Below are 20,869 nucleotides of genomic sequence, written 5' to 3'. Positions count from 1 at the left end.
CCAGGAGCAGATTTACCTCCACGCCCAGAAAGACCTGGCTGTGCACACCCGGCACAACCGCACGGAGGTCATTCGCCACGACCGCCATCTGACCGTGGCGAACGACCGCTTCAGCCAGATAAAGGCCAACAGCCACACCACGGTCAAGGGTGACAAGTGGGCACAGACCGGCAAGAACCACAGTTTTCAGGTTACCGGCAGTCTGCACCTCAGAGCCGGAACGGCCTGGCTGAGTAAGTCCGGCGGTGAACTGCACATTAAGGCCGGTCACAAAGTTGTCATCGAGGCCGGCGCCGAAATAATCCTTCAAGCCGCTGGCAGTTTTGTAAAGATTGATCCCGGTGGCGTCGCCATGGGCGGTCCGACCATCAGGCTGAATGCAGGTGGCACGGCGGGCAGGGGAAGCGGACCGCAGACAGAGGTGCCGGAGCGGCCGGGGACGGTGGACAAATCTGGTGTGGTGAGCACAGGCGAGGTCGCGCCTTCACCGGGGGCCACAAGACCATTGGCGACCGCGGATCAGATCCGGGCGCTGAAAAATGCCGCCCAACAGGGCAAAGGACTCTGTGAGCTATGCCCAGACACGACCGCAGGTACGACCTCATGAGTATGCCTCGCATAAGCGGCGACGCGGAGACCTACATCCTGGCCGATGGCGCAAAAATAGATGGACTGTCCCGGTATATCTATGGGGATGAGGGGGCCCCGGTATGCGAGGCGCTGTACCGGGGTACCGAGCTTGAAGGGTTGATGGCGATTTCTCCCTGGTTGGTCAAGGCACCGCTCGACGGCCCTTTTGCCACCCGTTGTTTTGCTGGCTGGGTGCAACACGGGGTGGCCATTGCGCTGGCATCGGAGTTCGGGATTGAGCAGCTGGCTCGGCATTGTCGCGATTTACTGATGGCGCTGACGACCGGCGGTGAGCCGGCGATCTTTCGATTCTACGATCCGGAGATACTTCGAGGGCTGCTCTCGACCGACCGCTCCGGTGAAGACAGCGGCCGCCTGTTGGGGCCGGCGAGTGTGGTAGCTGTTCAGGAACGAACCACCGGGGCCTGGGAATATTTTCGCCAGGCTACTCCAGCCAGCGATCGGCAAACGGCCCCCTTTGTGATCCGGGAAAAGCATCTTGTGGCCATGGAGAAGGCGGTGCAGCGCACGGCACTCAGAAGGCTCGAGTGCCACACCGCCACTTATTTCCCCCAGCTGATGGGCAGCGAGAGCAGGCAGGAAGAGGGCGATTCGATCATTGTCCGGCTGATCCGGGCCGCCAATGGTAAAGGGTTGTGGAGCACAAGGGATCTGGCTCTGTATATCAATACCCACGGTTGGCTGGGCCTGGACGCGTTTGCCCGTGCGGACGTGACCGCAATCTGGGACCGTCATTCGTCGCAACCGTCACAAGCCATTGTACGCGTCGCTGCATACGCGGAACAACAGTCCAGGGAGGGACGGGATTATGGGCAACGCCAATAGTGCTGCGTTCTTGCAGGGAACGGATGATATCAATTCCGCGGTTCAGATGTGCCCCCTGCCTGACAAAACGGTGGCCCTGTACCCGGTGCGCTGGGCGGTCAGTCAGGAAGAAACTCCCTTGCCGGCGGGCTTTTCCCCGCCGGCGGTCTCTATGGGGTACGCGCATTACTGTCTGAGAAAGCTGACCGCGGGCTGGGTGTATCTGTATTCCGGGGCTTATGGCGTGCTGCATGAATACCGCGTGGACCAGAATGGAGAGATTCGGGATGTGCAGCCCGGGATAAACTCCGTGTTGTTGCCGGGGCAGGACGCGGAGCTGGCTTTGCCCTGTATTGAACACCCCGCAGCAGGGCAGGTGTTTCTGAAGTTTGTCACCCATCGGTGGCCCCCGCGCCTGCAGGAGCTGGTCAGGACGGATGCGGCGGTCCGCACGCAGTACATGCAGGTGTTTGAGCTGGATGAACTGCCAGCTAAGGGGCAGGGCGACAATATCGCTGAGGTCGAGACGGTGTTCCGGTTTATTGAAGAATTCCGGCCGCTCCCGGTTGAGTTCGGCTGGAGCCTTACGGCTTTCAATCAAGGCACGGACGCGGCTGACGTTCTCGGGGTGTGCAAGAAAACCACGGAGTATGCTTACGGCGTTGCGCTGGATGATGAAATCGGTATTGCCGCCGAATTGGGGCAACTGCACGCGTTGTATGTGCATCTGATCAAGAACCATGCGGAGGAGAACGCCTACGCCTATACCACCGCCCACATGGTGGATGCGCTGATTGCGCGGGAAACGGCCAAAAAAACCTCGGATGGCGGGCGCCAAAAGGTCACAGACACCCTGCGAGAACGCATTCGGGCATCCGAAAAGGACGCCTTTGTAGAGCATTATCACCGGCAAATTGAAGAGTATGACCAGATTCGGACCCGGGTATTTGCCGACTGGAAGCAATGGATGGCCTCCCGGCCGCTCGCCAGAAAACTGGAACTCAATGACACCTACAGTGCGGAGGGGTTTCGGGCGGTAGAACAGGAGCTGGCGGACATTCTCGACGGTTATGGCGCCGCTGACACCGGCCGGGAGGACGCCAGCACCTGGCTGGCACCGGGTGAAGACGCCGGCACCATTGGTGACACGTTAAAAAGCGTGTTGTTTCTGGTCACTGCCACCAACAAGATCACCGAAAAACTCAAGGCGCTTCCCGGCTTTGACTATGGCACCCTGAACATTGTGGACCGCATGGATGACATGCCGGGCTATGTGCCAGCCACCGCTGCAGCGGACACCCTGTTGCTGGAGTTCGCCGCGCCCGCCGCCGCAGAGGGAGGCTGGGCGGCCGACCCGCAAACCCGGGCGCAATGGCAGCAACGGATCCGGCAAGTCGCCCGGCGTTACGGGATCCTCATCCATGAACAGAGTGTGACCCTGGAAATGGCCACCGAGCTGCTCATGACTGCCAACCGCCGTGCTCTGGCGACCGCCTCGGGTTATAACCTGTCTGAACTTGCCTTGTCTCCCCTCGCCGCCGGCATACTGGAAGCAAACGCACGCAACCGGTTGCGCGACACTCTGATCGACGTGTTCCACCTGACCCCCGACTTCCGGGACAACCCCTTTGGCTGGCTGCACACCCGGCTTGACCCGGTGGTGGCCGACATCAAACAGAACCGGGGCAAATTCATCGGCGCGGTGGCTCTGTTTCAGGCAGTCAATCTGGCCAGCCTGTTCTCCGGTCTGCAGGTCACCCGGCAAGATGTCGTGCTGGCGGACCGCTCCAGCATCGACCAGTGGTTACCGATGGTGGACGGCTTATGGAGCCTGGCGGAAAGCGTGATCAACCTCAGTGGGCTGCTGATCCGCACGGAGTACGCCAAATCCCTGGGGGTGGACCTGGCGGCGGCTGGAGGCAAGGTGTCGGTGGTCTTAGGCGGTGTGAAGGAATTGAAACTCTTGTCAAAGGGTACGCAATTTATAACAAAAACGGTAATTAAATACCTGCCTTATGTTGGACCATTATTAACAATAACTCTTGAGAGTAGAGCCGCTTGGCAAGCTCAGCGTACCGGTCATAGTGTCGCGGTGGTGCTGGCCGGCGTCCAGATTGGCTTGGCCATTGGTATCGGTTACCTGACCGCGTTGGCGGTGGCAGGTACTGCCACCTTGGTGGGAACCCCGATTGTGCTTGTGGGTGCGGTGCTGGTGGTGTTTTCTGTGGCAGTCACCGCTGTCCAGCTGTACATCGCCCGCTCCCGTATCGAGGAGTTCCTGTGCCAGTCTTTCTGGGGGGATGGACCCTATCTGCGCTACTGGGCTGGCCAGTCGCGACCTGAAAACGCGGAGCTGCTGGAGGCAAGCAAGGCCTTGGTGCCAACGAAGGATGGGGCCGCGATCCGGGCCTACTTTGAGGCGGAGATGGACGCTTTTTACCATTTGCTGTTCTCGCCGGTGGTGTCCATTACAGACCATGTGCCCGCCCTGCCCGCCATCACCCGTCAGGGGGAACACCGTGTGCTGTCCGAAATCACCAGCTTGGCGGTGTATTTCCCCGGCTACCGCGAGGGACAGTGCGCAGTGCTCATCAGGCTGTACGAGGCGAATCGCAACCTGATCCTGAGCAATGAATGGAATGACATTACCGGAATATTCAGGCAGAGACGGACCGTGCGCGCCTCCCCCCCGGGGGCCACCTACCGGTTCACCCACTATAACCACAACAAATGCGACCAGCTTGAACTGCTGATCGAGTACGTCAAGGGCGGTCGCAAAGTGACCGGGGATGGCGGATTGCGGGTCATACTGGACGGTACCACCGTAAAGGAGCTGGGGGTTAATGAGCGACTCACCTTTGAACTGTGATTTGCCGGAAACGGACCTTGAGCAACAGTTACAGAAACCTTGGTATCGGACTCAGGGTGAGCGGCTCGCTAGCCCTCCGGCTTCCATGGTAGCAGGAGTGTCGACTTCGTCAGATGCAATGGACTTTGGATTTTCGCATATCGATGAACGAATCATTGATGTACGAACCGCGTTTATGATTCTTAGACGGTTTCAGTTGGTTCCCATTAACCTATTTATGATTGTCGCCTTGTCGATTATGTGGATTATTGGTCAGTTCTATTATGGCGTATTCGCTGCTTCGGCGGCGCTGTTCGTGCCCCTATGGGCGGCCGTTTACCTGTTTGAGATATTTTTTCCGCTCACTCTGCCGGTGCGGATCGACCGGCACGGGGGGGTGGTGTACGTGGGGCATAGAGGCACTTTCTACCGGATACCCTGGAATGAACTGGAGGTAAGTTTTTCCCATAATCTGCAGTATCTGGGTTCCGGCGTAATGTGGGAGCGTCAGTATTACTCACATCTATATTTGAGGAATAACCATTATTTTTGTGGAAAAAAGCCCAAAAGGGCCTTGCAGCGCAAGAGAATATCCTCAACTTTCAATGAAGGCGTTATGTATCAAAGATGGAACTTCATTGTTAGGTACTACCATGGAGAGGTTGCAGAGAAGGAGCGTGTCGAGCTTATTGGCATCAATCATGATTCATACAAAAGATATTTGAACTCCAAAACACTCATAAGACGAATATTAGGTAATTTGGTATTCATGATTTTCATGCCATCAATGTTTTGGTGGAAACTCACCCCCTTCAAGTTCAAATGGCCAAAAGAAATCGAAGCGATATTCGGCAAAAAAAACTATTACTGAGGTTGCACCAAGTGCTGTCGACCGTTCAGCCTACTCCACCACCCGATAGCGCCTTTCCGGCCGGCCCACACTGCCGTAGGTGACTTCGGCGATGAGGGTGCCGGTGCCCACCAGGTATTCGAGATAGCGTCTGGCGGTGGTGCGGGAGGCGCCGATGGCGCTGCCCACTTCCTCCGCACTCCAGTGTTCGCCGTTGGCGAGAACTTCCTGAATATTCTCCAGGGTGAGGGCATCTATGCCCTTGGGCAGACGGCCATTGGGGGTCGGAGCACCTTCCTCCGCGCTTCTGGGGATCAGCGCATCCACTTCGCTCTGGGCCAGCTGGTTCAGTCCGGACAGGTGCTCGAGTTGATGGCGGAAGCGGTTGATGGCTTCTTCCAGCCGCTCGAACACCAGCGGTTTGAGGATGTAATCAAATACGCCGCCGCGCAAAGCACTGCGCAGGGTGTCGACTTCCTTGGCGGCGGTGATCAGAATCACATCGCTGCGGCTGTCCCGGGCGCGCAGCTCCCGCAACAGCTCCAGACCGCTGCCATCGGGAAAGTACACGTCCAGTAGTATCAGGTCCGGCGCCAGCACTTCCACCAGGTCGCGGGCATCGGCGAGGGTGTGCGCAATACCACAGAGTTCAACATGGTCGAGACGTTCAACAAACCTTCGCTGAATCTCCGCAATCTGACGGTCATCTTCAGCGATCAGCAGACGGATGGTGCTCAATGGATGCTCCTGATTTATAAGGGATAGCCGGACGTTTGGGTAAGTATAAGGTGAAACGGCTGCCACTGCCGGCCAGATTTTCCAGAGTGATGGATCCGCCCCAGCGGTTCAGGAACTGCCGCACCAGATACAGCCCGTAACCGTGTTGCTGTTCTTCTTTTTGCGTTTTGGTGGTGACCCCTTTTTCGAAGATGCTTTCCCGCGCCTCCTCGGCGATGCCGGGTCCCTGATCTTCCACCTCAAAAATCAGTTCCTGCCCCAGGTCCGTCATGGAGAGGGTTACCTCTCCGCCGGCGCCGGTGTGTTTGCGGGTGGCTTCGAGGGCATTGTCGATCAGGTTGCCCAGCACGCTGACCAGCTGGTCACGGGGCAAGTTGTCAGGCAGGTCGATCATTTGGCTGCCAGGATCAATGGCGAGGTGGAGGCCCATTTCTTTGGCACGGTTGTACTTGCCCAGCAGACAGCCAGCGATCACCGGATCCGGCACCGCATCCAGCAGGAAGTGAATCAGCTCCTGATGGCCACTGACTTCCCGGCCGATCAGGCTCAGGGCGTCGGCGTTGGCGCCAATCTGAATCAGACCGGCAATGGTGTTCAATTTATTGGAGTACTCGTGCGTCTGGCTGCGCAAGGCATCGGCGTATTGCTGAATCCGGGTCAGTTGCTGGCTGACGTGATCCAGTTCATCCCGCCGTCGAAAGCTGGCAACTACGCCGATGATGTCATCGCCCTGGCGCACCGGCAGCCGGTTGACCACCATCTGACGGCCTCTGAGCCATACTTCACGGTCGAAGTCCGGTAGGCCGGACTGCAGGACGGCGAGCAGGTCGCTTTCCGGCAATACCTCCAGAATTGGCCGGCCGGCGACCGGGGTCTGTTCATCCAGCCCCAGGGTTTCCAGGGCGGTGCGGTTCACGGTGGTGATCACGCCATCCCGGTTGATGGCAATAATACCCTCCCGCACCGATTGCAGGGTGGCGTTGCGTTCTTCAAACAGGCGGGCGATCTCTTCCGGCTCAAGACCGAATATCTCCCGCTTGAAGCGTCCGGCAATCACCACCGCAATCAGAATACTGAGCAGCAACATTACCCCGACCACGCCGTAGAGCACGAAGTTGTAACGCTGAATGGTTGCGCTCACCTGGGACACGCTGTAACCGACGGACACGATCCCGATGATGTCGCCGCTTTCCGGAGCTCTGACCGGGGCCTTACCCCGCATGGACTCTCCCAGGTTGCCAACCGCGCGGGCAATGTAGCCGCGGCCGTCGATCAGAGCCTGGCGGCCATCGTCACCGTCGTCGTCCGCCATGGAGTGGCCCACCCGCTCGGGTGAGGGGTGCGCCAGCCGAATGGCCTGATGGTCGCCGATGACGATAAACAGGGCTTCATTGGTGGCCGCGAGGGTGCGGGCAAGGTGGTTCAGGGTGACCGTGTCGCGCTGTTGAATGCCCGTTATCACGGTGGGGCTGGCAGCCACTGTTTTGGCGACCATCAACGCCCGCTGGCCGATCTCGCGGTACAGCGATTCGCTGAGGTAATAACCGGCAAACCCGCCAATCAATGCGGTTTGCAAGGCACTGACCAGCCCGAGAGTAAGGATCATGCGGGTTTTGAGTTGGGTTTTTCTCGCCACGGCTTAATCGGATTTTGTTGTCGTTGAAAGTGCAGAGTAAATCACCGGTTGCGGATTTGCCCGTGAACTTTATGAACATAATGCCCGTTAGGTTTTTAAAAGGCATTACGTCCACAAACTTTGGAGAAGCAAGGGCGCCTTTTAATCTGTCTGTTGGGCGGCTCCTGCGGAGCGCATACAACAACAAGTGAAGGAAGATGATTCATGTATATCAAACGAACTCTGACGTTTGCGGCAGCGGCCGTTTTCAGTATGTCGGCCATGGCGTGGCAGCCTTCCGGCAAAGTGGAATGTCTGGCGCCGGCTGATCCGGGTGGCGGCTGGGACTTTACCTGTCGCAGTGTTGGTAACGTGATGCAAACGCTGAAGCTGGTTGAGGGCAGTGTGCAGACCATCAACATGGCCGGCGCGGGTGGTGGTGTGGCCTACGCGCACACCGTGAGCAAGCGTAACAGCGACGACAAACTTCTGGTGGCCGCGTCCACCGCGACCACGACACGCCTGGCGCAAAAGCAGTTCCCCAATCTGGATGCGGACATGGTGACCTGGGTCGGTGCGCTGGGGGCCGATTACGGCATCATCGCCGTGGGCAAGAACTCCCCTTACCAAACCTTGAGCGAGTTGTTTGAAGCCAGCAAGGCCAACCCCCGGTCGATCAAGTTTGCCGGTGGCAGTGCCCGCGGTGGCTGGGATCACCTGAAAGTGCTGATTGCCGCCAAAGCCGCTGGCGTCGAACAATTGCCGGCGATTCCCTACCTGTCCTACAACAACGGTGGCGAGGCCATGACCCAGGTGGTTGGTGGCCAGGTGGACGCCTTTACCGGTGACATCTCGGAAGCCACGGGTTTCATGGACTCGGGCGATCTGCGCGTGCTGGCGGTGCTGGCGGACGAGCGCCTGCCCGGCAAGTTCGGTGACATCCCGACGGCCAAGGAGCAGGGCATCGATGCGGTCGGCCCCAACTGGCGCGGCTTCTATATGCCCAAAGGCGCCAGTGACGAAGCCAAACAATACTGGGTCGAGGCGATCGACACACTGTACGCCAGCGACGAGTGGAAGCAGGTGATGGCCAGCAATGGTCTGATTCCGTTCCATCCGGATGCCGATCAGTTCGAAAGTTTTGTGCAGCAGCAGGTGCAGGATATTGCCGACCTGTCCCGTGAAATCGGATTGATGAAATGAGCGGACTGAGCGACCGCTTGCTCGGCCTGGGCCTGTTGGTCCTGGCCGTAGCCTACGGCTGGGTGGCCCAGCAGTGGCCTGAGCCGTTCGGTGGCTCGGAAGGGGTCGGCCCGGAGACGTTTCCCACCATATTGGCGGTGGTGCTGGTTATCGGCAGTCTCTATCTGATGGTAAAGCCGGATCCCGAGGCCGAGTGGCCCTGGGGCAAAACCGTGGTCGAGCTGCTGGTGGCCGTGGTGGTGCTGGTGGTTTATGCCTTCTTGTTGGAGCCACTGGGCTTTGTGATCTCCACCACCCTGGCGGTGGGGACCTTGTGCTGGCGCATGGGGGCGACCCCGGGCAAAGGCTTTCTCACGGGTCTGATCAGTGCCGTGGTGGTGTTCGGGCTGTTTAATTATGGCCTGTCACTGAGTCTGCCGGCCGGCCTGCTGGAGATCAACTGATGGAAACCCTCGGCTTTTTGATGGACGGGTTTGCGGTGGCGTTAACGCCGTACAACCTGATGTTCGCCCTGTTCGGGGCGTTCGTGGGCACTCTGATCGGGTGTTTGCCGGGACTGGGGCCCGCCAACGGTGTGGCGATCCTGATTCCGCTGGCGTTCACCCTCGGCTTGCCCCCGGAAACCGCAATGATCCTGCTGACTTCGGTGTACGCCGGTGCCATGTATGGCGGGCGGATCTCGTCCATTCTGCTCAACATACCCGGTGACGAACCGGCGATGATGACTTGCCTGGACGGCTATCCCATGGCGCGCAAGGGGCGGGCGGCGGATGCGCTGGCAATCTCGGCCATCGCGTCCTTTGCTGGCGGCCTGATCGGTACCATTGGTCTGATCATGCTGGCCCCGGTGTTGGCGAAATTTGCCCTGACCTTTGGCCCGGCAGAGTATTTCGCCCTGTTTGTGCTGGCGTTTGCCACCTTGGGCGGTATCACCGGTAAAAACCCGATGAAAACGGTGATTGCCGCGGCGATCGGCATCATGATTTCAACCGTGGGCATTGATATCAGCACCGGTACCCAGCGCTACACCTTCGGTGTGCTGGAACTGTACGAAGGGATCGACTTCATTCTGGCCATTGTCGGTCTGTTTGCCATCTCCGAGTTGCTGTTTTTTGTGGAATCCCGTATTCGCAGCGGCCACAAGAAGGTCAACGTCGGCAAGGTGACTCTGACATTCAAGGAGTTTTTCAGCACCCTGCCCACGCAGTTGCGCGGTGGTGTGCTGGGCTTCATCGCCGGTGTGCTGCCCGGTGCCGGCGCGTCCCTGGGCAGTTTCATCAGCTACACCCTGGAAAAGCGGGTGATTGGCAAGAAGGGTACCTTCGGTGACGGGGATATTCGTGGCGTGGTCGCGCCCGAAGCCGGTAATAATGGCGCCGCCTCCGGTGCACTGGTCCCCATGCTCACACTGGGCGTGCCCGGCAGCGGAACCACTGCGGTGTTGCTGGCGATGCTGATCTCGCTGAACATCACCCCCGGGCCGCTGATGTTTACGCAGAACGCCGACATCGTCTGGGGAGTCATTGCCGCGCTGCTGATCGGCAACGTGCTGCTGTTGCTGCTGAACGTGCCGATGATCGGGGTGTTCGTCAGGTTGCTGTCGATCCCGCCGATGTATTTGCTGCCGATCGTCACCATGGTGGCGTTCGTGGGCATCTACTCCATCAGTAACAGTACCTTCGACTTGTACTTCATGGTGGCGTTCGGAGTGGCCGGTTATTTTCTGCGCAAGTTGGAAATACCCCTGGTGCCGATCATTCTGGGGTTATTGCTGGGGCCGGAAATGGAGAAGAACCTCGGCCACGCCCTGATTCTGTCGGACGGTGACTGGAGCACCCTCTGGGCCAGTCCACTGGCGCTGGGGCTGTGGGTGGTGGCCGGTCTGGGGCTGGTATTGCCGGCGGTGGTTGGCCCCATCCTCAGACTGCGCATGAAAGCTGCCCTCAAAGAGGGGCCGCTCGGCGATTAAGCAAGACATCTTCAGTGGTTTTCTGATGATCAGTCTGTCATCAGCTTCACACCGGGCCCTGCCCGGTGTTTTTTATTGCCGGCAAAAAAAACTGACCCCCGCCAGCGATTTAGCTATTCTTGGCAACACATCTGTTTTTCTTGCAGTGACACAGTCACGATAAGGGATACATGCTTCACGAACTGAGTTTTGGAGGAGTGCTGATCAGTCCGCTGCTGGCTCTGGTGCCAATGGCGTTCATACTGACGGCGCTGACCCGGCAAGTCTTACATTATCTGGATTGGCGCCGTCATATCTGGAAGGCAGCCTGGTTCGAGGTGGGGCTGCTGGTGTGTTATCTGGCGGCAATCGTTTATTTGTTCGGGAATTAGACTGGCTTATGGCAAAAATGGTGCGTATCGGGGTGACGTTGCTGGTGGTGGTGGTCGCACTGCTGGCGGGTTACTGGGTCTGGAATCATTATCTGTATTCCCCCTGGACCCGGGATGGCCGGGTACGAGCGGAAGTGATCACGCTGGCGCCGGACGTCTCCGGTTGGGTGACCCGACTGCATGTGGCCAACAACCAGGCGGTCAGCGCCGGCGACCCGCTATTTGCCATTGATGACACCCGTGCCAAGGCAAGAATTGCCGAAGCGGAGGCCTACCTTGCCGAGCAGCGCAGCGCCTGGGAACTGGCCGTGCATCAGTATGAGCGCCGCCAGGGGCTGAGTGGCCGCCAGACCATCAGCGATGAAAGTCTGGAAACCTATCGTATCCAGGCCGAGTCGGCCCGGGCCAGTTACGAACTGGCCCGGGCACAGCTCAACAGCGCGCGCATTGACCTGACACGCACCCGCATGACGGCGCCGGAAGACGGCACCATCAGCAACATCAGTCTGCGGGAAGGCAATTACGTCACCAGAGGCGAGGCGGTGTTGTCTCTGCTGAAAAAGGACTCTTTTTACGTTACCGGCTATTTTGAAGAGACCAAACTGCAGGGCGTCCATGTGGGCCAGCACGCCCGAATCACGTTGATGGGCGGGCAGCACAAACTCACCGGCCAGGTGGTGAGCATCGCCCGGGGCATCGCCGATACCAACGCCAGCAGTAACAGCGAACTCCTGCCCCAGGTCAAACAGGTGGTCAATTGGGTGCGTCTGGCGCAACGCATCCCGGTGGACATTGCCCTCGATCCACTTCCTGAGGGTATCAATATCAGTGCAGGCATGACCGTTTCGATTTACCTTGACGCCGACCAGTAGGGTGGTTGCCATGTCCACGCACCCCTTAGCGGTTCAGTTGCTCACCCCCGACCGGAGCAGCATGATTTTTGCTGTGAAGGGGGTGATCGCCATGGCCATGGCGTTGTTTGTATCCATGTCGCTGGGGCTGGACCGGCCCTATTGGGCTCTGGTATCCGCCATCTTTCTGCAGATTCGTCCCGAAAGTGGCCTGGTGATCGAAAAGGTGGTCTGTCAGGTGGCCGGTTCGGTGGTCGGTGGGCTGGTTGGTATTCTGATCCTGGCGTTCCTTACCCCTTACCCCTATCTGGCCCTCGCCGGACTGGCTCTTTGGGTCGGATTGAACTCGGCCGCCGCCACTATGGTGCTCAGCCGGAACTTTACCTACGCCTTTGCGATGGCCGCTATGACCGCTGGCCTGGTGGTGGTCATGGTGATGGTGGATACCACCACCGCCAACAGCGAGGCGGTTTTTGTGATTGCCCAGGCGCGGATCAGTGAAATTGCCGTCGGTGCCGTGTGCGCCATGCTGGTCAGCCAACTGCTGTGGCCGGTTCAGGTCAAGGACAGCCTGCGCCGCCACGCCCGTAATGTCATCAACATGACGGTGAGTTACCTCACGCTGGAGCTGGACCCGAAAAGTACCCACGAGCAGCGTCACCAGCAGGCGGACAAGATTCTGGAAACCCTGATGACGCTGACGGAGGATTCCAGTGCCGTGGTTTATGAAGGCCCGGAGGGCCCGGGTCGGGCCCGGGCGGCCAATGTGCTGTGCAACAAGGTGATGTCCCTGCTGGCGGTGATTCAGATCCTCGGGCGTTTTCATCGAAACCACGGCGATCTGGTGTCCCCGGCGTTTGCCACCCTGCAACAGCAAATGCAGGCGCATTTCAAAAAGATTGTCGCCGCCAACAACTACGGAGAAGCCTACCTGCAGACCCAGGCCCTGCGGCGGGATCTGCTGGAAAAGCGCGAACGCTTTGTGGACGAGTCCGCGATCATTTTCCGCATGACCCGTACCTCGCTGGAGCTGGTTGCGGATCTGGTGGTGGTGCTGCGGGCTTATAACGCGTTGGAAAACCGGGACAGCACCCTGTTGAACGCCCCCAAGCTGACCACCCACCGGGACCCCCTGCTGGGGGCCATCAACGGCTTGCGGACCGCGGTGGTGTTTCTGATTGGCGCGGGGGTGTGGGTGGCCACCGCCAGTCCTGCCGCGGTTGTCATGATGATCATGCCGGTGGTGTTTTCGGTCACCCTGGCGCGCTTTTCACTGGTCGCGCTGACGTCGTTTATGCGCCGCCTCCTGGTGGGGGTGATCGTGTCGATACCCTTCGCCCTGGTGTTTGGGCTGGCCTTGTTGTCACAAGGCAGCGGTGATTATGAAATTTTGGTACTGGTGCTGGCCGGACCCTATTTTTTAGGGTTGTTGGCGCTGGCGAAATGGCCGACACTGCCTTACGGACTGGGGTTTTGCATTCCGTTTACCATCATTGTGCAGCCCAGCAACAACATGATGTTCAATGTGGAAGTCGCCCTCAGTACCGCATTGGGCTTGTTCGTCGGCATCGGGCTTCTCTATTGGGTGTTCAAACTGGTCGCTCCTCCGGACAGCCAGTTGATGCAACGCCGGCTGCTGAAAGCCACCGCCCGGGACTTGCTGGATATCGACAACCACCCCCATCCTGAAAACTGGTTCAATGGCCGCATGGGGGAGCGCCTGTTGCGGCTGGCCAACTACGATCAGGACATCGGTCATAAGGATCGTTACATCACCGACTTGGGGTTCACCGGGCTGAACCTGGGCCATGTATCCATGCGTTTGCGGCAGTTGATCAAAAAACACCGCGGGCTGCGGGTTGACGCCCGGCTTCAGCAATGGCAGCAGGCGCTGGCCGAGACTTACCTGATGAGTTCCCGGGGGGAGAGCAATACATTGTTCCGGGATGCCAGTGCCCGTCTGCTGGTGGCTGTACGGGCGGGCCAAGAGGAACCCGACAACAACACTCTTATTGCCGAGGGCCTGTGCGAGCGCCTCGCCCTGACCTTTGAGCGCACCGCCATGACCGTGTCCGCCGCCAAGGGTAAACCGGCCTGGAGCAGTTTGGAGACCGGCCAGGCTCATACCGGTACCGGCGCATAACTTGCCAGACACAGTCCGGCTACTTAAGCTGAACTGTTGTCTGCCTATCTGTGATCAGTCTGTTGAGCCGGGGTTTCTCAGTGCTGCATGTTCGTCGTTTTTTCCGTTTTTTCCGTTTGTTCCCCCTGGTATTGCTGCTGTTGCTCGCGGGCTGCGAGGATCAACCATCCGAGTCCGGACTGCGCTTGAGCGGCGCGGAACTGGCGTGGGTGGGGCAGCGGATTTTCCAGAACGAATGTGCCAGTGAACATCGCTGTCTGGTGCACTGGAACCGGGGTGAGGCGTTTCCATCGTTGGGGATCGGTCATTTTATCTGGTACCCGGAGGGTGTGGATGAACGATTTGTGGAAAGCTTTCCCGCCTTGATCAGTTTTATGAGGCTGCGTTCCGTGGAGCTGCCGGGCTGGCTGGATGAACTCGACCCCATGGCGGCCCCCTGGGCTGATCGCGACCAATTTATGGCGGCAGAGGACAGCGACCAGGTGCGCTCACTGCGGCTGTTTCTGGCAGACACCCACGCCATCCAGACTGAATTTATCGTGGCCCGGGCGAGGGCATCCCTGGGCCGGGCGATTGCGGCGGCACCACCAGCGGAGCAGCAGCGCTTACAGCAACGACTGCAAGCCTTGGTTGAAACGCCGGGCGGCACCTATGCTGTAATAGACTATGTGAATTTCAAAGGCGAAGGCTTGTCTTCCCGCGAGCGTTATAACGGCGAAGGTTGGGGCTTGCTGCAGGTCTTGCAGCAGATGGACGCTGCCGGAGGCCAGTCGGCGTTGCAGCAGTTCCGCGAGGCGGCCGCAGTGGTGCTGACCCGGCGCGCCCACAACGCCCGAAACCCCATTGAGCGGCATACCTGGTTGCCGGGTTGGCTCAACCGACTGCAAAGCTACCGGGAGCCAGAGGTGTAGCGACACGACTCTAACAAGGAGTTCAGTTGGTGAACCAGCCTGACAATACACCTGCAACCCGCCGGCCACCGCTGATCAAGGCGATAAACGCCCGCAGCGTATCTCTTATTGTGCTGGCGAGTGTCGCGTCGATTTTCTTTATCGACTGGGCGCAGGCGGTGTTACTGCCACTGGTGGTTGCGGTGCTGATCAGTTACGCGCTGGACCCGTTGGTGTCACCCTTTGACCGCTTCCATGTGCCCCGTCCGATCAGCGCGGCCTTCGTTGTCACTCTGGTTGTGGCGATCCTTGTCAGTGCCGCTATACCGCTGCACAGTGAAGCTCTGGCGATGCTGGACAAGGTGCCGGAGGCCGTTGGTAAATTCCAGCAACAAAAAGCGCGGGTGCCGGTCACCGAAGAAAGTATTCTCGAAAAAGCACAGGTGGCCGCTGAAGAAATCGAAGCCTCGGCCAGTGACGCGGACACCGGCATGCCGGGGGTGACCCCGGTGCGCATCGTCGAACAGCCCTTCAGTGTGCAGCGGTTTCTGCTCGGCGGGGCCTCTGCCGGTCTGGTGCTGGTGTCTCAGGGTTTTTCCGCCCTGTTTCTGGTGTACTTTCTGTTGTCGGTGGGCAAATTATACCGGCGCAAGGTGGTCCGCATGGCGGGGCCTTCTTTTGGGCGTATGCGCAAGGCGGCCTACATTATGGCGGATTTTCACCATCAGGTCCGGCGCTTCTTGTTCGTGATGTTGCTGAGCGGGGTGTTTGTCGGGGTTCTGACCTGGCTGGCGTTTTTGCTGCTGGGGGTCGAGCAAGCCGGTTTCTGGGGGGCCGTCGCCGGAGTGGCCAGCAGTATTCCCTACCTGGGCCCGTTCCTGGTGTTTCTGGGCACCGGCACCGCCGGGTTTATCCAGTTTGGTTCCATGAATATGGCTCTGATCGTCGCCGGTGTCTCCCTGTTCATTACCAGCCTGCAAGGTTATTTATTGATGCCCTGGCTGACCAGCCGCCTGTCCAGTCTCAACCCGGTGGCGGTCTTTGTGGGGTTGCTGTTCTGGGGCTGGTTGTGGGGGGCGGTGGGGTTGGTCATTGCCACCCCGGTGATGATGGTGATCAAATCCCTCTGTGACCACGTCATCAATCTGCGCCCACTGGGGGAGCTGTTGGGAAAATAACGCGCTGCGGGATTATTGGCGCATCAGTTCGTACACACACATGTTGACCGTCGACGCCAGATTGAGGGAGTCGATGGTGCCACTGCCCGGGATGCTGTACGCCCGCGCCTTCAGTTGCTGGCGTGCGGCGGCGGGTACCCCGCGGGCTTCGTTGCCAAACACATAGCAGTCGCTCTGCTGAAAGCCGGTGGCCGTCAGGCGGTCACCGTCCAGATCCAGGCAAGCGATGCGGGCATAGCGGTGCGGCAGAGACTCCAGAGACACGCCCGTCTCCAGGGGCACGTGAAAGATGGCCCCCATGCTCGAGCGAACCACTTTGGGGTTGTAGGGGTCGACGCTGTCGGGGCTGAGCAGGCAACGAAAGCCGCCAAACCAGGCCAGGGTGCGCAAAATTGTTCCCAGATTGCCGGGGTCCTGCACTTCATGCAGGTAAATTGCCTTGGCAGCGGATGAGTCAGCCTGCTGGGTACCGCTGGCCGACGGCAGCGGCACGACCGCCAGAATGCCCTGCGGGGTGCGGGTGTCGGCGATGTGCGCCATTTGCCGGTCGCTGACCACGCGAGTGTCAAACGGGCTGGCCCAGCTACTGTAGGCGTCGGTCACATACAGCTGCGCCCGTTGCAGGGCGGGTTGTTGGCGGGCGGCTTTTTGCAGCTCCAGAATCAGGTGCTCGCCTTCCACCAGATAGTGCCCGAATGCCTGGCGATATTTTTTCTGGTGCAGTTTTTTTACGTCATCCAGTTTCACGGGGTCGATCCGGCAGTGTAGGGGAGGGACCAATTGTACGTGGGCCGTCGGGCAATGTCAGTGTCACCGGCCGCAGCCCCGGATTTTGCGGCGATTGCGCCGGCGACGTACAATAACGACCGAATTTCTTCAGGTGACAAACTTCCCATGGCCCGTTCCAAAAGCAGTAATCGCTGGCTCGATGAGCACGTCAACGACCCCTTCGTTAAACAGGCGCAGGTGGACGGTTACCGCTCGCGCGCCAGCTACAAGCTTCTTGAAATCAACAAAAAAGACAAGTTGATTCGTCCCAATATGCTGGTGATGGATCTGGGCTCCGCGCCCGGTGGCTGGTCACAGGTGGCGGCCGATCTGGTGGGCCATAACGGCCGGGTGATAGCGTCGGACATTCTCCCCATGGCGGCGATCGCCGGGGTTGAGTTTATTCAGGGAGATTTCACCGAGGACGCGGTGTTCGAGGCGATTATGGCCACACTGGCGGGTGCCAGGGCCGATGTGGTGGTGTCGGACATGGCGCCCAATATCAGCGGGGTCAATGCTGCGGATCAGGCTGCGTCCATGTATCTGGTCGAGCTGGCCCTCGACATGGCCTGCGAGGTGCTCAAGCCCAAAGGCAGCTTTGTGGCCAAAGTGTTCCATGGTGAAGGCTACGACGAGTATGTCAAAGCGGTCCGTGCGGTGTTTGACAAGGTGGTGGTGCGCAAACCGGATTCGTCACGGGCCCGTTCCCGGGAGGTTTATCTGGTGGGCAAGGGCTATAAACGCTGAGCCCGCAATTATTTTCCGGTCCGCTGCACCCGCCAGTAGCCAAGGCCGTCAGTCTGGGCTAGAGTCGTATTGAGACCCGGCGTCTCTCGTTTTTCCGTTCTGTAGCAACACCTTAATATTTATAGTTATTTTTCCAGATAGTCTGCCCAGGCAGGTGGATCGGTCTGTTCCACCGTTTTAGCTATTTACGTCAATAAAGTATTAACAACGAGTATAAGAGGGTTAACGTGAGTACAAAGCCAAAAATCATTATGTCGTCGCTCGACGCCGAACGCCTCGATGCGTTGCTCGACTCTCTGCCGGAGAACGCCTTCCCGGGCAGAGACGCGCTGGAAGCGGAACTGGATCGCGCGGAGGTGGTCGAGCCGACCGAGGTTCCCGAGACGGTGGTCACCATGAATTCGACCGTCAAGTTCAAGGTGACCTCATCGGACGAAGAGTTTTGCCTGACCCTGGTCTATCCCCGGGATGTTGACCCCGAGGCGGACAATATTTCGATCCTGGCGCCGGTGGGCAGTGCTCTGCTGGGGCTTTCCCAGGGGGACGAAATTGAATGGCCCAAGCCGGGTGGCGGGGTATTGCGGGTGCGCATAGAGGACGTTATTTTCCAGCCGGAGCGCGCCGGCGAATACCATCGTTGATTCTTGTCGCAAGGGTGCCGATGTGCTTCTGTTGCCCCGGTGGCGTATCATCCACCGGGTTGTATGGCCTTTCAATGACATCTGATTACCATAGCAGGAGACCATTATGATCTGGACCGTTTACCTTTCCGGTGAAATCCATACCGACTGGCGTGAACAGATTCAGGCCGGTGCGCAAGCGGCCGGATTACCGGTTGAATTTACCGCGCCGGTCACCAACCATGACGCCAGTGATGCAGCGGGTGATGTGCTGGGGGATGAATCCGATTCTTTCTGGCGGGATCATAAATCGGCCAAGGTGAATGGTATCCGTACCCAAACCTTGATTGAAATGTGTGATCTGGCGGTGATTCGCTTTGGTGACAAATACAAACAGTGGAACGCGGCCTTTGATGCGGGCTATTGTGCGGCCCTGGGTACGCCTTACATCACCCTGCACGATAAGGATATTATTCATCCTCTGAAAGAGGTTGATGCCGCCGCCATGGCGTGGGCGCAAACCCCGGAACAGGTGGTGGAAGTGCTGAAGTATGTCACCACGGCGCAGTAATGCTGCGCATTTCCAATGCAGTGAGCATCGCGGATTGGGAGCTTGAAATTACCCAGGTGCGCGCCCGGGGGCCGGGTGGCCAGAATGTGAACAAGGTCTCGTCGGCCGTCCATTTGCGTTTTGACGTGCCCAATTCCGCTTTGCCGGCCTATTACAAGGAGTGTCTGCTGGCGCTGGCTGACCAGCGCATCAGCAAAGACGGCGTCATTGTCATCAAGGCGCAGACTTATCGAACCCTGGAGCAGAACAAGGACGACGCTCTGGAACGTTTGCGAGTGATGATTCAGGAAGCGGTCAAACCCAGAAAGGCGCGCCGTGCCACCCGGCCGTCGCTGTCAGCCCGGCGCCGGCGTCTCGACAACAAAGCGCAGCGGGGCAAAATCAAAGCCTTGCGGGGCAGAGTGTTGTGACTAAAACGCCCCGGGATGTTTATCTACCTATGGCTATTCACCCGGCGCTCTGTTAGTGTGCGTGCATCCTGCCTCGAAGGAATCCGCAGTTAACGGTTAGTTATGCCAACTCGCGGGCTCATCCGATACGACCTGTTAGAGGACGGCACCCCAGCATTGGTGGGTGACCGTAGTCGTTCTTTATTTCCGTGATTCGGTCACGGGCTCTCCCGCCTTGTCGGGGGACAATCCAAGAGTTAATCAATTATGAGTTTTTCTTCACTCGGCCTTACCGAGAAGCTGGTTCGTGCAACAGCGGATCAGGGTTATGAAACACCGTCACCTATTCAGCAACAAGCGATTCCTGCCGTACTTTCCGGCCGGGATGTCATGGCCGCCGCCCAGACCGGTACCGGTAAAACCGCAGGCTTTACCTTGCCCTTGCTACAGCGTCTGGCGGAAAAGCCCCGTGCAGGCAAAGGTCCCCGGGTCCTGATTCTGGCGCCTACCCGTGAACTGGCGGCGCAGGTTCACGAGAGCGTGGAGCATTACAGCAAATATTTGCCCACAGCCTCGGCGGTCGTCTTTGGCGGGGTAAAGATCAACCCGCAAATGATGAAACTGCGCAAAGGCCTGGACGTGCTGGTAGCAACTCCGGGCCGGCTGATGGATCTGTACGGCCAGAACGCCGTGCGCTTCAACGAAGTTGAAATTTTGGTGCTGGACGAAGCCGACCGTATGCTGGATATGGGCTTTATCCGCGACATTCGCAAAATTCTGGCGCTGCTGCCCAAGCAGCGGCAAAACCTGCTGTTCTCGGCGACCTTCTCGGGTGAGATCCGCAAGTTGGCTGAAGGCTTGCTGAACAACCCGGTGCAGGTTGAAGTCGCGACCCGGAATACCACCGCAGAAACGATCAAGCAAACCGTGTACCCGGTGGACCAGAGTCAGAAATCGGCCCTGCTGAGCAAGCTGGTGCAGCAAAACGACTGGCAACAGGTGTTGGTGTTTACCCGCACCAAACACGGCGCCAACCGTCTGACCCAGAAACTGGAAAGAGACGGCATTACCGCCGCCGCCATTCATGGCAACAAATCACAGGGTGCACGGACGCGGGCCCTGAGCAATTTCAAACTGGGTGAAGTGCGGGTGCTGGTGGCGACGGACATCGCTGCCCGTGGTCTGGATATCAAACAATTGCCACAGGTGGTGAACTTCGAGTTGCCCAATGTGCCGGAAGACTATGTGCACCGCATTGGCCGTACGGGTCGCGCGGGTGAGCAGGGGCATGCGTTGTCATTGGTCAGTGCCGATGAGGGCCGTATGTTGGCGGGCATCGAACGGCTGATCAAAAAGCAGCTGCCGCGCAAAACCGTCGAAGGCTTTGAGCCGAGTAACAATTTGCCGCTGAAACCCAAGGCCAAGGCGGACCCCAGCCGAGCCCGTAACCGCAGCCGTCGTCCTGCCGGTGGGACCAGTGCTGCGCCCGGCCGCGGTCGCGGGAACGGCCGTGGTCAGGGGCAGGGGCGGAACCAGGGGCAGAGCGGACGTCGCTCCAGTCCGCAGTCTGCACGGGACTGAGCGCGCGTAACAAGCGCCGACGCGTGATGTTAAAAAAAGCCGCGGGACCTGATGGTCCGCGCGGCTTTTTTATGGCTCGGGC

The 20,869-nt window shown here is 58.9% G+C and carries 20 protein-coding genes; 17 read left to right on the top strand and 3 right to left on the bottom strand.

Annotated features, from left to right (window positions below):
* The 4 genes from BG841_RS05195 to BG841_RS05180 all read left to right on the top strand — a co-directional run.
* Positions 1-607: bacteriophage T4 gp5 trimerisation domain-containing protein (locus BG841_RS05195; protein ID WP_416202615.1), on the top strand; the 607-nt coding region annotated here is incomplete at its 5' end.
* Complete coding sequence (locus BG841_RS05190; protein WP_070056679.1) at positions 604-1,476, top strand: DUF4123 domain-containing protein; 873 nt, start codon at positions 604-606, stop codon at positions 1,474-1,476. The genes BG841_RS05195 and BG841_RS05190, both read left to right, overlap by 4 nt.
* Positions 1,460-4,324 carry a toxin VasX gene (locus tag BG841_RS05185; RefSeq protein WP_070056678.1) on the top strand — a complete coding sequence of 955 codons (2,865 nt, stop codon included), beginning with the start codon at positions 1,460-1,462 and terminating at the stop codon, positions 4,322-4,324. Before BG841_RS05190 ends, BG841_RS05185 begins: the two co-directional genes overlap by 17 nt.
* A complete protein-coding gene (locus BG841_RS05180) occupies positions 4,299-5,174 on the top strand; it encodes a hypothetical protein (protein WP_070056677.1) in 876 nt (291 codons plus the stop codon). Before BG841_RS05185 ends, BG841_RS05180 begins: the two co-directional genes overlap by 26 nt.
* A gap of 30 nt (positions 5,175-5,204) precedes the next feature.
* On the opposite strand, the gene BG841_RS05175 is transcribed toward BG841_RS05180, so the two are convergent.
* Positions 5,205-5,891, bottom strand: a complete 687-nt coding sequence (locus tag BG841_RS05175; protein ID WP_070056676.1) for a response regulator — start codon at positions 5,889-5,891, stop codon at positions 5,205-5,207.
* A complete protein-coding gene (locus tag BG841_RS05170; protein WP_070056675.1) occupies positions 5,863-7,497 on the bottom strand; it encodes an ATP-binding protein in 1,635 nt (544 codons plus the stop codon). Before BG841_RS05170 ends, BG841_RS05175 begins: the two co-directional genes overlap by 29 nt.
* Before the next feature lie 234 nt (positions 7,498-7,731).
* On the opposite strand from BG841_RS05170, the gene BG841_RS05165 reads away from it, so the two are divergent.
* From BG841_RS05165 to BG841_RS05130, 8 genes are all read left to right on the top strand, one after another.
* Positions 7,732-8,709 carry a Bug family tripartite tricarboxylate transporter substrate binding protein gene (locus tag BG841_RS05165; protein ID WP_070056674.1) on the top strand — a complete coding sequence of 326 codons (978 nt, stop codon included), beginning with the start codon at positions 7,732-7,734 and terminating at the stop codon, positions 8,707-8,709.
* The gene (locus tag BG841_RS05160; RefSeq protein ID WP_070056673.1) at positions 8,706-9,152 is read left to right on the top strand and encodes a tripartite tricarboxylate transporter TctB family protein; all 447 of its coding nucleotides are present in this window, start codon (positions 8,706-8,708) and stop codon (positions 9,150-9,152) included. The genes BG841_RS05165 and BG841_RS05160 overlap by 4 nt, the downstream gene beginning before the upstream one ends.
* Complete coding sequence (locus tag BG841_RS05155) at positions 9,152-10,678, top strand: tripartite tricarboxylate transporter permease (protein WP_070056672.1); 1,527 nt, start codon at positions 9,152-9,154, stop codon at positions 10,676-10,678. Before BG841_RS05160 ends, BG841_RS05155 begins: the two co-directional genes overlap by 1 nt.
* A 170-nt stretch (positions 10,679-10,848) precedes the next feature.
* Complete coding sequence (locus tag BG841_RS05150; RefSeq protein WP_070056671.1) at positions 10,849-11,049, top strand: DUF1656 domain-containing protein; 201 nt, start codon at positions 10,849-10,851, stop codon at positions 11,047-11,049.
* 8 nt (positions 11,050-11,057) lie between these two features.
* Positions 11,058-11,921, top strand: a complete 864-nt coding sequence (locus BG841_RS05145) for an HlyD family secretion protein (protein ID WP_070056670.1) — start codon at positions 11,058-11,060, stop codon at positions 11,919-11,921.
* Between the two features lie 61 nt (positions 11,922-11,982).
* Positions 11,983-14,043 (top strand): FUSC family protein, encoded by a 2,061-nt coding sequence (locus BG841_RS05140; protein WP_228141602.1) that lies wholly within the window; start codon positions 11,983-11,985, stop codon positions 14,041-14,043.
* Between the two features lie 80 nt (positions 14,044-14,123).
* The gene (locus tag BG841_RS05135; RefSeq protein ID WP_198929154.1) at positions 14,124-14,954 is read left to right on the top strand and encodes a hypothetical protein; all 831 of its coding nucleotides are present in this window, start codon (positions 14,124-14,126) and stop codon (positions 14,952-14,954) included.
* A 29-nt stretch (positions 14,955-14,983) separates the two neighbouring features.
* Positions 14,984-16,111 carry an AI-2E family transporter gene (locus BG841_RS05130; RefSeq protein ID WP_228141601.1) on the top strand — a complete coding sequence of 376 codons (1,128 nt, stop codon included), beginning with the start codon at positions 14,984-14,986 and terminating at the stop codon, positions 16,109-16,111.
* Positions 16,112-16,123: 12 nt separating this feature from the next.
* On the opposite strand, the gene BG841_RS05125 is transcribed toward BG841_RS05130, so the two are convergent.
* Positions 16,124-16,858, bottom strand: a complete 735-nt coding sequence (locus BG841_RS05125; RefSeq protein ID WP_070056669.1) for a TrmH family RNA methyltransferase — start codon at positions 16,856-16,858, stop codon at positions 16,124-16,126.
* 147 nt (positions 16,859-17,005) lie between these two features.
* Between BG841_RS05125 and rlmE the strand changes: the two genes are divergently transcribed.
* From rlmE to BG841_RS05100, 5 genes are all read left to right on the top strand, one after another.
* Complete coding sequence (gene rlmE, locus BG841_RS05120; protein WP_070056668.1) at positions 17,006-17,626, top strand: 23S rRNA (uridine(2552)-2'-O)-methyltransferase RlmE; 621 nt, start codon at positions 17,006-17,008, stop codon at positions 17,624-17,626.
* Positions 17,627-17,853: 227 nt separating this feature from the next.
* Positions 17,854-18,267 (top strand): nucleoside diphosphate kinase regulator, encoded by a 414-nt coding sequence (gene rnk, locus BG841_RS05115; RefSeq protein ID WP_074454289.1) that lies wholly within the window; start codon positions 17,854-17,856, stop codon positions 18,265-18,267.
* Between the two features lie 106 nt (positions 18,268-18,373).
* Positions 18,374-18,817, top strand: a complete 444-nt coding sequence (locus BG841_RS05110; RefSeq protein WP_070056666.1) for a YtoQ family protein — start codon at positions 18,374-18,376, stop codon at positions 18,815-18,817.
* Complete coding sequence (gene arfB / locus BG841_RS05105) at positions 18,817-19,227, top strand: alternative ribosome rescue aminoacyl-tRNA hydrolase ArfB (protein WP_070056665.1); 411 nt, start codon at positions 18,817-18,819, stop codon at positions 19,225-19,227. Before BG841_RS05110 ends, arfB begins: the two co-directional genes overlap by 1 nt.
* Positions 19,228-19,473: 246 nt before the next feature.
* Entirely contained in the window at positions 19,474-20,787 is a 1,314-nt protein-coding gene (locus BG841_RS05100; RefSeq protein WP_070056664.1) for a DEAD/DEAH box helicase, read from the top strand.
* Positions 20,788-20,869 lie beyond the last annotated feature (82 nt).

Source organism: Marinobacter sp. X15-166B, from assembly GCF_001752365.1.
GTDB lineage: Bacteria > Pseudomonadota > Gammaproteobacteria > Pseudomonadales > Oleiphilaceae > Marinobacter.
This window is presented reverse-complemented; position numbering and strand designations above follow the sequence as displayed.

Excerpts from the sequence above, each read along its gene's own strand:
- BG841_RS05190 (WP_070056679.1), top strand. The coding sequence starts at position 604 with ATGAGTATGCCTCGCATAAGCGGCGACGCGGAGACCTACATCCTGGCC.
- BG841_RS05185 (WP_070056678.1), top strand. The coding sequence starts at position 1,460 with ATGGGCAACGCCAATAGTGCTGCGTTCTTGCAGGGAACGGATGATATC.
- BG841_RS05180 (WP_070056677.1), top strand. The coding sequence starts at position 4,299 with ATGAGCGACTCACCTTTGAACTGTGATTTGCCGGAAACGGACCTTGAG.
- BG841_RS05170 (WP_070056675.1), bottom strand. The coding sequence starts at position 7,497 with ATGATCCTTACTCTCGGGCTGGTCAGTGCCTTGCAAACCGCATTGATT.
- BG841_RS05165 (WP_070056674.1), top strand. The coding sequence starts at position 7,732 with ATGTATATCAAACGAACTCTGACGTTTGCGGCAGCGGCCGTTTTCAGT.
- BG841_RS05160 (WP_070056673.1), top strand. The coding sequence starts at position 8,706 with ATGAGCGGACTGAGCGACCGCTTGCTCGGCCTGGGCCTGTTGGTCCTG.
- BG841_RS05155 (WP_070056672.1), top strand. The coding sequence starts at position 9,152 with ATGGAAACCCTCGGCTTTTTGATGGACGGGTTTGCGGTGGCGTTAACG.
- BG841_RS05150 (WP_070056671.1), top strand. The coding sequence starts at position 10,849 with ATGCTTCACGAACTGAGTTTTGGAGGAGTGCTGATCAGTCCGCTGCTG.
- BG841_RS05145 (WP_070056670.1), top strand. The coding sequence starts at position 11,058 with ATGGCAAAAATGGTGCGTATCGGGGTGACGTTGCTGGTGGTGGTGGTC.
- BG841_RS05140 (WP_228141602.1), top strand. The coding sequence starts at position 11,983 with ATGATTTTTGCTGTGAAGGGGGTGATCGCCATGGCCATGGCGTTGTTT.
- rlmE (WP_070056668.1), top strand. The coding sequence starts at position 17,006 with ATGGCCCGTTCCAAAAGCAGTAATCGCTGGCTCGATGAGCACGTCAAC.
- BG841_RS05110 (WP_070056666.1), top strand. The coding sequence starts at position 18,374 with ATGATCTGGACCGTTTACCTTTCCGGTGAAATCCATACCGACTGGCGT.
- arfB (WP_070056665.1), top strand. The coding sequence starts at position 18,817 with ATGCTGCGCATTTCCAATGCAGTGAGCATCGCGGATTGGGAGCTTGAA.
- BG841_RS05100 (WP_070056664.1), top strand. The coding sequence starts at position 19,474 with ATGAGTTTTTCTTCACTCGGCCTTACCGAGAAGCTGGTTCGTGCAACA.